Genomic DNA, 13,593 nt, shown 5'->3' on the forward strand with positions numbered 1-13,593 from the left:
ATCGCCGCGTCGGGGTCAGGCCAGTTTGTCCAGTTCAAAGGCATCATGCAGCGCCTGCACCGCGAGTTCCATGTATTTCCGGTCGATCAGGACGGAAATCTTGATCTCGGAGGTTGCAATCACCTTGATGTTTATTCCTTCATCGGAAAGTGTCTTGAACATCCTCGCCGCCACCCCCGATTGCGAGCGCATGCCGATGCCCACCGCTGATACCTTGGCCACGTCGGTATCGGCGATGAGGTCATGATAATTGATCTGGCCAGCCTCCTTGGCGTCGCGCAGGGCCTTTTCGGCGCGTTTGACCTGATCGGTGGGGCAGGAAAAGGTCATGTCGGTGCGCCCTTCCTCTGCGATGTTCTGGATGATCATGTCGACATTGACACCCGCCTCTGACAGCGGGCCAAAGATGGCCGCGGCGATGCCGGGGCGATCGGCCACGGAGATGAGGGTCATCTTTGCCTCGTCCCGGGAATAGGCGATGCCGCTCACGACTTTTGATTCCATGATTTCCTCCTCGGCGCAGACCAGCGTGCCGGCTGTGTCTGACGGTTCCTCGAAACTGCTGAGTACCCGCAGTTTCACGTTATAGCGCATTGCCAACTCCACGGAACGGGTTTGCAGCACCTTGGCCCCGAGCGAGGCCAGTTCGAGCATTTCCTCGAACGCGATCCGGTCGAGTTTGCGCGCCCTGGGGCTGATCCGCGGATCGGTGGTATAGACCCCATCGACATCGGTGTAGATGTCGCAGCGCTCGGCACCAAAGGCGGCAGCAAAGGCCACGGCAGAGGTGTCAGAGCCGCCGCGCCCCAGCGTGGTGATGCGCCCCTCGGACGAGATGCCCTGAAAGCCCGCGATCACCGCGACCCGCATGCCTTCGCGGAATTTGGCAGTGATGTTGGTGGTGGGGATTTCCTCGATCCGGGCGGCGGAATGAGCGGAGTTGGTCCTGAGCGGCACCTGCCATCCCTGCCAGCTGCGTGCGGGCACATCCATTTCCTGCAGCGTCAGCGCCATCAGCCCGGCGGTCACGTTCTCGCCCGAGCTGACCACGGCGTCATGTTCGCGCGCGTCGTGGAAGGGCGAGATTTCATTGACCCAGCCCACCAGTTCGTTGGTCTTGCCGGACATGGCCGAGACGATGACGATCACGTCGTAGCCCTTGGCCACCTCTACGCCCACACGCTTGGCGGCGCGGCGGATACGGTCGATATTGGCGACGGAGGTGCCGCCGAATTTCATCACGAGAATGGGCATGGGTCTGTCCTGGGCCGCTATGTCGCGCGCGGTTTACGCGCGGGCAGACCTGCATGCAAGAGGGCAGGTGAGGGCAGGGGCAGGTACGGTGAGTGGTGGTATTGGTCTGAAGGGAACGTTGGCCAACGGCCGAGGAGCCGCGCGGTCGTCGGGCGGGGACTGGCGATCCGCCGGGTGGCAACTGCCACTTTATCCCAGCAGAATCCGTATGACTTCGACGTGCTGCGCGACGCCTCAAAATCGCCAGGCTGCGAGATGGGTCATGCTGAAAGCATGCCTACGGCATGACCGATCGCGCGGCGGCGCGTTCCGCACCTTTGCTCCGCGCGAGTGGCAGCTTCAGGCCAATCGCAGCCTGATCCTTGCTCAATACGGATGGTCCCGCCCGTCCCATGTCTGGAAACAGCCGGTGGTCGCAAGATCCAGCGCGGCAAAGCGCTCGGCCAGACCGGTGACCGCCTCGTTCACCGAAATCTCGGCGGTGCCGCCGCCCATGTCGGTGCGCACCCAGCCCGGATGATAGATGCCCACGGCAATGCCCGAGGGCCTGAGATCGGCGGCCAGGTTGCGCCCGAGATTGAGCGCCGCCGCCTTGGAGGCGCGGTAGATGTAGCTGCCGCCCGGGGCGCGGTTCTGGCTGGCCATCTGACTGGAAAGAATGGCGATCCTGGCGGCAGGCGCGGCGCGCAGATGCGGCAGCAGCGCCTGCACGGTCAGAAAAACGCCGGTCACATTGGTGGCGAAGGTCTCTGCCCACATCGCCGTCGGATAGCCGTCATCCAGCGATTGACCCTTGTCGGGATAGATCCCCGCGTTGCAGATCAGCAGATCCACCGGTTGCCCGGCCAGCGTCCGGGCCAGCGTCGCGCAGGCGACGGGATCGGTCACGTCGAGCGGCACGAGGCCGCCCGAAGGCTGGCGCGCCGTCGCGGTGACGCGGTGCCCCGCGGCGCGGTAGTGATCGGCCAGCGCCTTGCCAATGCCGCGACCGGCCCCGGTGATGACAATATGCATGCGCCTCCCCCCGGTCAGTTCGAGTTGCGGCGCGGCGTAAAGGGCAGCGGCGCCACCGGCACGCCATCCTCGATCAGTTTGCGGGCCTCGTCGGCCTTTGCCTCGCCATAGATCGCGCGTTCGGGAATCAGACCGTCATGCATGTCGCGCGCCTCGCGGGCAAAGTTGAGCCCAACGTAATCGGAATTCTCCTCGACATGGCGGCGTAGTGTGGCAAGAGCGCGTTCTGCGGGATGGTGCGCGGCGGTCAGCGGTGACGCAGACGGCTCGTGGCTGGGCTGCACGCGCGGTGCCATCAGCGCCTTGTGCACCCGCGACGAACCGCATGTGGTGCAGGTCACCATGCCGGCGGCATGGAGCTTGTCAAACGCGGCGGCCGATTGAAACCAGCTATCGAACTGGTGGTTTTCGGCGCATTTGAGACTGAACTGGATCATCGCGCTGTCCGAGTCAAATACCCCTCATACATACGATGTATTGGGTAAAAATCAAGTTGTCGATCAATGGTTTGTGTTCGGTTCGTCGATCCGGCCCAGACGAATCCAAGCTCTGGATTGCCTCGGCGGGGCCGGTTTCATCCGCGCCAGCGCTCTGCTCTGGCGGGTCATCCGTTCCGGCCTGGTTTCGGCATGTGGCGCGGAGTCGCGCCAGTCGGTTGTGGCGTGATCAAAACACGAGTAAAAGAATCGGAATTGACTTACCTTATTATTTCAGTCAGAAATGGCGAGCCAAGCCAGTCCCCTTCGGTCACCAGCCCGGCAAGACCCGATTCGAGAGGATGAACACGATGGCTGAGATTGCGAGAGGCACGGCGGAGGGAATGGCATGATCCGCGCGCAGAACCGATCCGAACCCGATCTGGTGGCAGAGGCCGCCTGTCACGACGCGCGCGCCCTGACCGGCGGCGCCAATACCGCGCTCATCGTGCTGGACGGGCAGGTTTATACCCTGCGCATCACCCGCGCGGGCAAACTGATCCTGACCAAATGAAGCACGCGCGCGAGATCACAGGGCAGATGCCGGTGGGGCAGATGGCCGAAATGGCGGACTTGCAGGGCATGGTGGTCAGTTGCCTGCGGCAATGGAACCGGGGCGGGGCCGTGGCGGCGCTGGAGATGCTGCGCGCGTACATGGCGGAGGTGCAGGCGCTCGCGACCTTTGAGGCGCTGCAGGATCTGACCGGGGTGCTGGCCCCCCATATGCGCCGTCCGTTGCGCTGCCACGCGCCACATTGCGCCTGCGTCGGCATGGACGAGGCGGCCTTTGCCCGCTTTGTCGAAGAGGCGGCTCTTGGCGCGCGCGAGGACGCGCTGATGCTGGCCAGCCTGCTGGTCGAGGCGAGGGCGATCCTGCCGCTCACCGATGCGGCGGGGCGGTTGGGGCTTAATCTGCACCGCGCGGTGCTCGGTGCGCGCAGGTCTGCAATGCCCGATCCCGTCAGCCAGACAAGACATTGAGGTAGAAGGAAAACGTGCTATGATGATCTGTCACTGCATGGCGATCACTGATGTCGAGATACGTCGCGCGATGGACTGGATGCGCGCCGCCGATCCCGAGACGATCATAACGCCTGGCAAGATCTATCGCGCGCTCGGCAAGCGCGCCGATTGCGGCGGATGTCTGCCGCTGTTTGTTGACACCATGCGCGAGGTGGATAGCCTTGCGGTACCCATGCACCTGCGCGGTCTGCGCCGCGCGACTACACAGGGAGCAAGACATGAAGGGCGACGCCAAGGTCATCGACTATCTCAACAAGGCGCTCAGGAGTGAGCTGACGGCAGTCAGCCAGTACTGGCTGCACTACCGCTTGCAGGAGGATTGGGGATACGGGCGGATCGCCGCCAAGTCCCGCGAAGAAAGCATCGAGGAGATGCACCACGCCGACAAGCTGATCGAGCGGATCATCTTTCTGGGTGGCCATCCCAATCTGCAAAAGCTGGACGCGCTGCGCATCGGGCAGAATTTGCGCGAGACGCTGGAGGCGGATTTGGCCGCCGAACACGAGGCGCGCAACCTCTACATCGAGGCGCGGGGCCATTGCGAGAGCGTGAGCGATTACGTTTCGAAGAACCTCTTTGAAGAGCTGATCGCCGACGAGGAAGGGCATATCGACTTTCTCGAAACGCAGATCGACCTTTACGATGACTTGGGCGCAGAACGCTACGGGCTGCTCAACGCCAGCCCGGCGGATACGGCAGAGTAGGGGCTGCGGAGGTCGGGTTTGCGTGCTGTGGTTCCGCGTGGTCGATGAAGTCTGGTATGAGGGTGCGCCCCTCGCCCGGATCACTCCGCCGCGCGCAGGGGATTGGCGCTGTCGCGTTCCGCAAGGAGGCTCTTGAGACTCTCGGTCTCGTCGGCATGGCCTGAGCCCTGCTGACCTTCATCCGGCCAGACGATCTCGGTCTCCTGCATCCGCCGGGCGGCAAGCGCCAGCGCCCAGTCGCGCGCCGCCTGGCTGGAGCGGCCCATCGACAGCCGCGCCATAAGCCGCGCGGCCCAGAGCAGATAGGTGCCTGCCCAAACCCGCAACGCCAGCATGGCAGGGGTAAAGATCAGCGTCAGCACCGTGGCGATGCCAAGGCCGAAGACCACTGCCGTCGCCAGCTGTTTCCACCAAAGCGCGGTGGGGCTGTCAAAGGCATAGCCGCCATTCACGAAATCGAGGCTGAGTCCGAACATCATCGGCGCAAGCCCCGCCATGGTGGTGCCCGTGGTCAGCAGGACCGGGCGGATGCGGTCCTGCGCGGTGCGGGTGATCGCCTCGATTCGCGGCATGTAGCGGGCGTAGTCCTGATAGGTGTCGATCAGCACGATGTTGTTGTTCACCACGATCCCCGCCAGCGCCACGATCCCAGTGCCGGTCATGATGATGGAAAACGGTTGATTCATCACCAGCATCCCGATCAGCACGCCGGTGGTCGAAAGCACCACCGCCAGCAACACCAGGACCGCGTTATAGACGCTGTTGAACTGCGCCAGCAGGATGATGAACATCAGGCCCAGCGCCCCGGCAAAGGCCTTTTGCAGGAATTCGCCCGACTCCGCCTGATCCTCGGCGTCGCCGGTCCATTCATAGCTGATGCCCGCGGGCAGCACGCCGCTGTCCAGCCATTCGGTCAGGGTCTCGATCCGCTCGTTGGCATTGACCGGCACGATCCTTTCCTGGCCCGAGGCATCGCGGATGGTCCGGGTCAGGCCATCCGCCACCGCCGCCTTGATATCGAAGAACCGGGTCTGGTCGATGCGGTCGATCTGCGCCAGTTGCTGCACCGGCTTGCGGGTGATGAAATTCGACAGCGGTACAAGCCCGTCACCGGTGCGCACCTTGAGGCTGTCGAGCGTCGAGAGCACTCGGTCCGCCTCCGGCAGGCGCACGCGGATCTCGATCTCTTCGTCACTGCTGTCCACGCGCATGGTGTCCAGCAGGATGCCGCGCGTGACCAGTTGCACCATCGCGCCCACGGTCGCCACATCCGCGCCGAACCGCCCGGCCCTTTCGACATCGACGTCGATCTGCCAGTCGATGCCGGGCAGGGGCAGCGTGTCCTCGATCTGGCGCAGGCCCTCGGTATCCTCGAATCGCGCGCGTGCCTGCTCGGTGAATGCGATGAGCCGATCCCAGTCGTCGCCCTTGATCCGCAGATGCACCGGCTTGGCCGAAGCGGGACCGCGCGCCTGCGCCAGAATTTCGATCCTGATGCCGGGGATCCGCTCCAGCTCTGCGGTCAGTTCGGCGATGATCTTGTCGCCATCGAATTCCGGCGAACTGACCGCGCGGGAGACGGGATGGTTGATCAACGGGATGGTGAACCACGTCTCGCGCGCCTGCGGCCGATCCACCCAGGGAATGGTCTCCAGCTGCACCTGCCCGATCGTGTCGCGCGGCGGCTGTGCGCCGCCGGTGTTGTTGTTCAGCCCGCCGTCACCGGCAAAGGCAAAGGCGGTCTGCACGCCGGGATGGGCAAGCACGATCTCCTCGACCTGTCTGACAAGTGCATCCTTCTGGTCGAGTGACAGATTGCCACGCCCGCGCACGTAAACGATGGCCTGCTCCGGCTCGCTGTCGACAAAGAATTCGGTGCCGTTGTTGTTGTTGATGTAGAACATCAGCACCGAGCCAACGAGCACGAAAATCGCTCCAAAGGCCAGCAGCGGGGCGACCGGGTTTCCGGCGATCAGGTGGATGAGCCGGCCAAAGGTCGAGCGGCGATAACCCGCCTGAACCCGTGGCTTGCGACCTGGCATCCAGCGGCGTGCGAGGCTGCGCAAGAGGTCGCCGCAGCGCCGCGCGACGGCCATGATGCACAGCAGAATGGCCACCACGCCGCTCACGCCCATCGCCGCCAGAACGACCAGCCCCAGCATGAGTCCGAAAACCGTTGTCAGCACCGGCAAGACCGAGCCGATGATCCGGCCACCGTCCATCCGCGAGAACTGCGCGCTGACCTGTTCCAGCAGCACCGGCGCGGTCTGCGCCGCCAGCGCCACAGCGCCGCCCGCCAGCGCGAACAGCATCAGGTGCCATAGCCAGAAGCCGCCCGCGATCTGCTCGATCCGCTGGCTGAACCAGCGCTCGGCGCGTCCCGTCACCCCACCCATCACCGGCAGGTAGACCAGCGCCACCAGAAGCGAGGCCGAAAGCACGAAGATCAGCGTCACCGGCAGCATGCCCATGAACTGGCCCGGAATGCCCGGCCAGAACAGCATCGGCAGAAAGGCGCAGAGCGTTGTGGCGGTTGAACTGACCACGGGCCAGAACATCCGCTTGGCGGCGGCCACATAGGCATGCATCGGGCCTTCGCCTTCACTGATACGCTTGTCGGCGTATTCCACCACCACGATGGCCCCGTCCACCAGCATTCCCACGGCGAGGATGAGGCCGAACATCACGATATTCGATACCGCCACCCCCATCACCGCCAGCAGGGCGAAACACAGCAGGAAAGAGGTTGGAATAGCAAAGCCCACCAGCAGCGCGGGCCGGATCCCCAGGGCCGCCAGCGTGACGATCATCACCAGCGCGATGGCGGTCAGAACCGAGCCTTCAAGCTGATTGACCATCGAGGCGACGGTGCGTGACTGATCGTTGGAGGTGCCCACCGTCACCGCAGCGCGCAGATCCTCGGGCCAGCGTTTCTCGGCCTCGGCCACCACCTCGCGCACCAGATCGGCGGTCTCGATGATGTTGAACCCCTTGCGCTTGACCACCTGCAGCGCGACCGTCGTCTCACCGTTGAACCGCGCGGTGCCCAGCCGGTCCTCGAAGGTCAGGTTGATCGTCGCCAGATCGCCCAGCCGCACCACCCGGTCGCCATTGGTCTTGATCGGCAACTGATAGATGTCGCGGGTTTTTTCAAAGGACGAGGGGATCTTGACCGCAAAGCTGCCCTGCGTCGTCTGCACCTCGCCCGCCGCGATCAGCTGGTTGTTGTTGCGTACCACATTGATCAGCTCGACCGCGGTGACGTTATAGGCCTCCAGTCGCAGCGGGTCGATCACCACCTCGACCATCTCTTCGCGATTGCCCGCGATCCCGGCCTCCAGCACCGGCTCCAGCCCCTCGAGCACGTCCTGCAGATCATTGGCCAGCCGCGTCATGGTGCGTTCCGGCACCGGGCCGGACAGGTTGACGATGATGATCGGGAATTCGCTGAAATTCACCTCGTTGAGGCTGTATTTCTCGGCCCCTTCGGGAAATTCCGCCTCGGCCTTGTCCATGGCGTCGCGGACATCGGCAAGGATCTTGGTCTTGTCCCAGCCAAACTCGAATTCCAGTGCGACGCCGCCGTAATTCTCGGCGGCCGTGCCGGTCATCTTCTTGAGTCCGTCGAGATCGTTCAACTCGGCTTCCATCACCTTGACCAGCAGTTTCTCGCTGTCCTCGGCGGAAATGCCGGGGAAAGGGACGGAAACGAAGAGCGCGGGGACCTCGATATCGGGCTCACCCTCCTTGGGCAGGCCGATATAGGCCACCGTGCCTGCCAGAACCGACAACACGATAAAGGCCAGTACCATCCGCGCGCGGGCGGCGGCCCAATCGACGATGCCGGTCATTGCCCAAGCTCCTGATAGCTGGGTTCGACCGGCACGCCATCGGTGACATATTCCTGACCGATCACGATCACGTCGGTCTGATCCGGCAGGCCCGTCAGCCAGACGCCCTGCGGCGTGTCGCGCAGGATGCTGACGGGAACGAATTGCGCGCGGCTCTCCTTGTCCACCATGCGCAGGCCAAGCGTGCCCTCGTCATTCAGCGTCAGCGCCGATTGCGGCAGCAGATGCGCGGCCTTGCCTTCGGCGCTGATCATGATTTCGGCGGTCTCGCCATCGCGCAGCGTCAGATCCGGGTTGGGCACCTCGATCTCGACGCGAAAGGTCCGGGTGGTGTCGTCGGCGGCGCGCGAGAGAAAGCTCACCGTTCCCTCGACCAGATGGCCCGAGGCGGTGCGCGCAGTGGTTGCGGCCCCCGGTTCCACGCGGGCGACCTGAAGCTCGGACACGAAACCCACGATCTTGAGGGGATCAAGCTGCAGTACCGTCGCGCAGAGCGCACCGGGCTGCAACAGGCTGCCGATTTCGGCGGTGTCGGTTTCAAGCACGCCGGGAAACGGTGCCCGGATGGTCAGCCGCTCGATCTCCTTTTCCGCGGCGGCCACGGCGGCGCGAGCGGATTCTATTCCGGCGCTGGCCGCATCAAGGCCCGATCTGGCCGATTGCAGCGCCGCCTGCGCCGAACTCAGCGCTGCCCGCGTCGCGGCCACGCGCGTCTGCGAAGCAAAGCCCTCCTGCACCAGATTGTTCGCCGCATTGGCGTTGATTTCGGCCTCTTCGACCTGCGCCTGCGCCTCGGTAACACGGGATTCGGCCTCGGGCACACGGGCGCGGGCCTCGGTCAGGCGCGCACGCGCTTCTGCGAGGGTCGCCTCGCGGGCTGCAGGATCGAGGCGGCACAGCATCTGCCCGGCATCCACGAACGCCCCCTTGCGCAGCGGTTCGGATATCACCAGCCCGGAGGTCTCGGCGCGCAGTTCGACGATTCGGTTGGCCTCGGTCCGACCGCGCAGGGTGACGTTACTGTCAACCTCCCGCGCCAGAGAGCGGATCGCCACGACGCGCGTAATGCCAACGGCATCCTGCGCTGATCCGGTCGATTCGTCCTCGGATGCGGTGGCAGCGTCCTCACCGGTCGCGGCACCCGGTTGGTCACGCCCCAGATGCGCGTTCAGCCGGTCGCGCTCGAATACAAAGGCGTAGATCAGGCCGCTGACCACCAGGGCAATAAGAATGGGAACCAGGCGCATACGGTAACTTTCAGAACTTCGGTGGCGCACCACGAGAATGGCAACAACCATATCACTATAGCTGAGCCTACGCTGAACTAACCGGTTCAGATTAAACTTTTCCGTAGCCTGCTGCAAGCCGCAGTCTTTGTGCCACAGCCGCCGCCTCTTGGCAGAGGCGGGGCTTCGCGTTAAGAGGGGCGAAATTCAGAAGGAATGTCGGGCGTGAGCAACACGGACAGTTTCATCGACGAAGTCACCGAAGAGGTGCGCCGCGACCGGCTGTTCGGCCTGATGCGGCGCTATGGCTGGATTGCGGTTCTGCTGGTCCTGCTGATGATCGGCGCCGCGGCATGGAACGAATGGCGCAAGGCGCAGACGCAGACCACGGCTCAGGCCTTTGGCGATCAGATTCTGGGCGCGCTGGCGCAGGATGAACCCGGCGCGCGCGAAACCGCCCTGAACGACATCACGGCTCCGAACCCTTCCGCGCAAGCGGTGGTGGATCTCCTGGCGGCAACCGAGACAGCGCAACGCGACCCGCAAGAGGCCGCGTCGCGTCTGCTGGAAATCGCGGACCGCGAGGGAACCGATCCGATCTATCGCCAGATTGCTACGCTCAGGGCGGTGGCCATGCCGGGATCGGGACTCGACCTCGAGACCCGCCGAACGCGGCTGAACGGGCTTGCCCTGACCGGCGGCCTGACGCGCCTGCTGGCCGAAGAGCAACTGGCCATGATCGAGCTTGAGAGCGGCGAGCGTCAGGCGGCGGTCGACCGCCTGACGCAGATCGCGAACGACGCAGAGGTCACGGCGGGCTTGCTTCGGCGTGTGACACAAGTGATTGTGGCCTTGGGCGAAGAGCCGCCGGCCGAGGCGCTTCTGGCACCTCCGCCCGTAGCGCTGGGTGAGTGAGCGCCGCGCGATTGAACGGTGTGCCATTGATAATAGGCGCAAGGGGCAACAGGTGAGGGCAGAAGCATTGAAAGCGAACGGATTGATACTTGGCCTCGCCGCGGTCCTTGCCCTGACGGCCTGTTCCCGGAAAGAGGCGATTCTGAGCGGTGAACGCGAAGGCATCCAGGAGGTTCTGCAATCCGAGACCGCCCGCGCGCAGGCTGATGAGGTAACGGTGAACCGGGTTCAGCCGGTCTCCTTGCAGCCCGCAACCGTGAATGCCGATTGGCGCCAGAGGATCGGCACCCCGTCGACCCGTACGGCGCATCCCGCGCTTGGCCGCGCGCCGCAACTGGCCTGGGCGGTCAATATCGGGGCGGGCGACGGGCGGCGGGTGCGGATCACCGCTGATCCGGTCGTGGCCGAGGGGCGCGTCTTCACACTCGACGCGCTGGCGCAGGTGGCGGCGGTCTCGACCGGGGGTCAGCTGCTCTGGACCACCGATCTGACCCCGGCCGATCAGAATTCGAACAGCGCAAGCGGCGGCGGACTGGCCTATGGCGATGGCAAGCTCTTTGTATCTTCCGGCTTTGGCCGCCTGACCGCGCTCGACCCGGCTACTGGCGGAGTGATCTGGCAACAGGAAATGGGGGCCACAGGTACCGGAAATCCCACGGTATTCGGGGATCTGGTCTATGTCGTGGCGGGCGACGAGGTTGCCTGGGCGCTGGAAACCGATACCGGGCGCATCCGGTGGCAGCTGAGCGGCACGCCCGACATTCACAATGTGCTGGGCGGACCGGCCCCGGCAATTACGGACAAATACGCGATCCTGCCCTTTGGCGCGGGCGAATTGCAGGGTGCGTTCCGTCAGGGCGGTTTGCGGCTCTGGGATGCGCAGATTTCGGGCGAGCGGCTTGGCGTGGCCAGTTCGCGCGTCACCGACATCACCGGAGATCCGGTGGTCGTGGGCGACCGCGTTTTCGCAGGCACCCATTCTGGGCGCGTGGTGGCCCTGAACCTTGGCAGCGGCAATCGGGTCTGGACTGCCGCAGATGGCCCGCTCAACCCGGTCTGGCCGGCGGGTGATTCGATCTTTCTGGTCTCCGACCGCAACGAACTGGTGCGGCTCTCTGCCGATGACGGTTCGCGGATCTGGGCGCATGAACTGCCGCTCTTTACCGACCGGAGGCCAAGGCGGCAGGCTGAAATCGTTGGCCATTTCGGCCCGATCATCGCCGGTGGACAGCTGATTCTGGCCTCGGGCGACGGGCAGTTGCGCTTCTTTGACCCGGCGTCGGGTCAGCAGACCGGCGCGACCGCTCTGCCGGGCGGGGCGACGAGCAATCCGGTGGTGGCGGGCGGCACGCTTTATGTCGTGTCGAAAAAGGGTCAGTTGCTGGCTTTTCGTTGAGCGTGCAATCCTGTATCAGGGCGGCCTGATCCGCATCGGAGCCTTTTGCCATGACCTTTACCCTTGCCATCGTGGGCCGTCCCAATGTCGGCAAATCCACGCTGTTCAACCGTCTGGTGGGCAAGCGTCTGGCGCTGGTCGATGACCAGCCCGGCGTCACGCGAGACCTGCGCGAAGGCGCGGCGCGTCTGGGCGATCTGCGCTTTACCGTGATCGACACGGCGGGGCTGGAGGACGCCACCGACGAGAGCCTGCAGGGCCGGATGCGCAAGCTGACCGAACGCGCGGTCGAGATGGCCGATGTCTGCCTTTTTCTGATCGACGCGCGGGCAGGTGTTACGCCGACTGATGAGGGGTTGGCCGAGATCCTGCGCAAGCGTTCGGATCATGTCATTCTCGCTGCCAACAAGGCCGAGGGCACCCGCGCCGACGCAGGCGTGATCGAGGCCTACGCGCTCGGTCTGGGCGAGCCGATCCGGCTGTCGGCCGAGCACGGTGAGGGGCTGAACGATCTCTATGCGCAGCTGATGCCGCTGGCGGATGAATTCGCCAAACGCGCCGAGGCCGAAGCGCCGGAAACCGACATTGATCTCGACGAAGAGGAGGACGACGCACAGGCGTTTAGCCAGCCGACCAGGGCGCGTCCGATGCAGGTGGCCGTCGTGGGCCGTCCCAACGCCGGAAAATCGACGCTGATCAACACGATCCTCGGCGAGGACCGCCTGCTGACCGGACCCGAGGCCGGGATCACCCGCGATGCGATCTCTGTGCAGATCGACTGGGACGGGTTGCCGATGCGCATCTTTGACACGGCGGGCATGCGCAAGAAGGCGCGGATCGAGGACAAGCTGGAGAAACTCTCGGTTTCCGACGGGCTGCGCGCGGTCAGGTTCGCCGAGGTGGTGATCGTGCTGCTCGATGCCGCCATCCCGTTCGAGCAACAGGATCTGCGCATCGCCGACCTGGCCGAGCGCGAGGGGCGCGCGGTGGTGGTGGCGGTCAACAAATGGGATGTCGAACCCGAAAAACAGAAGAAGCTGCGCGAATTGCGCGAGGCCTTCGAGCGGCTCTTGCCGCAGTTGCGCGGCGCGCCTCTGATCGCGGTTTCGGCCAGGACCGGCAAGGGGCTGGACCGGCTGCGCGAGGCGGTGGCCAAGGCCTATGACGTCTGGAACCGGCGCGTGACCACGGCGCAACTCAACCGCTGGCTCACCGGCATGCTGGAACAGCACCCGCCCCCCGCGCCTGGTGGCAAGCGGATAAAATTGCGCTACATGACGCAGGCCAAGACCCGCCCCCCAGGTTTCGTGGTGATGTGCTCGCATCCCGACAAGCTGCCCGAGAGCTATTCGCGCTATCTGGTCAACGGGCTGCGCGACAGTTTCGACATGCCCGGCACGCCCATCCGCCTCTATATGCGCAGCCAGTCGGACAAGAACCCCTACAAGGCCAGAAAGAAGGCCGGGCCGTCCAGCCTGCGCAAGCATCTGGCGGGCAGGCCGGGGGGCTAGGCATCATCCCTTTCCGGGAATGCCGTTATGGTCTTGCTATCCCAGATTGAATTGACGATTATTGGCTTTATTTGGAGGGTAAAGTCTTGAAGAGTTATATCAAAATCCTTGCCATCGCGGCTTTGATGATCGGGCCGGGGTCCGTTTCGGCCGCAGCGGCAACCCGGACCGCCACGCCGACCGCCACGGCAGAGTTCGAACACGGCGGCGGTTGCCGGAAAAG

At 64.4% G+C, this 13,593-nt stretch carries 12 protein-coding genes; 7 read left to right on the top strand and 5 right to left on the bottom strand.

The window, feature by feature from the left end; all coding sequences use genetic code 11:
- Nucleotides 1-15: 15 nt before the first annotated feature.
- The 3 genes from BSG08_RS02560 to BSG08_RS02570 all read right to left on the bottom strand — a co-directional run bounded on the left by BSG08_RS02560 (nt 16) and on the right by BSG08_RS02570 (nt 2,705).
- The gene (locus BSG08_RS02560) at nt 16-1,254 is read right to left on the bottom strand and encodes an aspartate kinase (RefSeq protein ID WP_093031471.1); all 1,239 of its coding nucleotides are present in this window, start codon (nt 1,252-1,254) and stop codon (nt 16-18) included.
- A gap of 366 nt (nt 1,255-1,620) precedes the next feature.
- Nucleotides 1,621-2,268, bottom strand: a complete 648-nt coding sequence (locus tag BSG08_RS02565; RefSeq protein WP_093031474.1) for an SDR family NAD(P)-dependent oxidoreductase — start codon at nt 2,266-2,268, stop codon at nt 1,621-1,623.
- A gap of 14 nt (nt 2,269-2,282) precedes the next feature.
- Nucleotides 2,283-2,705: a DUF1178 family protein gene (locus BSG08_RS02570; RefSeq protein WP_093031477.1), complete on the bottom strand. Its 423-nt coding sequence runs from the start codon at nt 2,703-2,705 to the stop codon at nt 2,283-2,285.
- Between the two features lie 388 nt (nt 2,706-3,093).
- On the opposite strand from BSG08_RS02570, the gene hemP reads away from it, so the two are divergent.
- From hemP to bfr, 4 genes are read left to right on the top strand one after another with little or no spacing between them, the layout of a single operon-like run.
- A complete protein-coding gene (gene hemP / locus BSG08_RS02575; RefSeq protein WP_093031480.1) occupies nt 3,094-3,258 on the top strand; it encodes a hemin uptake protein HemP in 165 nt (54 codons plus the stop codon).
- A complete protein-coding gene (locus BSG08_RS02580) occupies nt 3,255-3,725 on the top strand; it encodes a hypothetical protein (RefSeq protein WP_093031483.1) in 471 nt (156 codons plus the stop codon). The genes hemP and BSG08_RS02580 overlap by 4 nt, the downstream gene beginning before the upstream one ends.
- Before the next feature lie 19 nt (nt 3,726-3,744).
- Nucleotides 3,745-4,038: a (2Fe-2S)-binding protein gene (locus BSG08_RS02585; protein ID WP_093031486.1), complete on the top strand. Its 294-nt coding sequence runs from the start codon at nt 3,745-3,747 to the stop codon at nt 4,036-4,038.
- Nucleotides 3,986-4,471, top strand: coding sequence for a bacterioferritin (gene bfr / locus BSG08_RS02590; RefSeq protein ID WP_093031489.1), 486 nt, complete (start codon nt 3,986-3,988; stop codon nt 4,469-4,471). The genes BSG08_RS02585 and bfr overlap by 53 nt, the downstream gene beginning before the upstream one ends.
- Before the next feature lie 80 nt (nt 4,472-4,551).
- Here bfr and BSG08_RS02595 read toward each other — a convergent pair whose 3' ends face one another.
- Nucleotides 4,552-8,322: an efflux RND transporter permease subunit gene (locus tag BSG08_RS02595; protein ID WP_093031492.1), complete on the bottom strand. Its 3,771-nt coding sequence runs from the start codon at nt 8,320-8,322 to the stop codon at nt 4,552-4,554.
- The gene (locus BSG08_RS02600; RefSeq protein ID WP_093031495.1) at nt 8,319-9,569 is read right to left on the bottom strand and encodes an efflux RND transporter periplasmic adaptor subunit; all 1,251 of its coding nucleotides are present in this window, start codon (nt 9,567-9,569) and stop codon (nt 8,319-8,321) included. Before BSG08_RS02600 ends, BSG08_RS02595 begins: the two co-directional genes overlap by 4 nt.
- A 195-nt stretch (nt 9,570-9,764) precedes the next feature.
- On the opposite strand from BSG08_RS02600, the gene BSG08_RS02605 reads away from it, so the two are divergent.
- The 3 genes from BSG08_RS02605 to der are packed head-to-tail and all read left to right on the top strand — an operon-like array spanning nt 9,765 to nt 13,370.
- Nucleotides 9,765-10,463: a tetratricopeptide repeat protein gene (locus tag BSG08_RS02605; RefSeq protein WP_093031498.1), complete on the top strand. Its 699-nt coding sequence runs from the start codon at nt 9,765-9,767 to the stop codon at nt 10,461-10,463.
- Between the two features lie 52 nt (nt 10,464-10,515).
- Nucleotides 10,516-11,859, top strand: a complete 1,344-nt coding sequence (locus BSG08_RS02610; protein ID WP_245770576.1) for a PQQ-like beta-propeller repeat protein — start codon at nt 10,516-10,518, stop codon at nt 11,857-11,859.
- Between the two features lie 50 nt (nt 11,860-11,909).
- Nucleotides 11,910-13,370: a ribosome biogenesis GTPase Der gene (gene der / locus BSG08_RS02615; protein ID WP_093031504.1), complete on the top strand. Its 1,461-nt coding sequence runs from the start codon at nt 11,910-11,912 to the stop codon at nt 13,368-13,370.
- Nucleotides 13,371-13,593 lie beyond the last annotated feature (223 nt).

The sequence above is a fragment of the Roseovarius azorensis genome (assembly GCF_900109455.1).
Classification (GTDB): domain Bacteria; phylum Pseudomonadota; class Alphaproteobacteria; order Rhodobacterales; family Rhodobacteraceae; genus Roseovarius; species Roseovarius azorensis.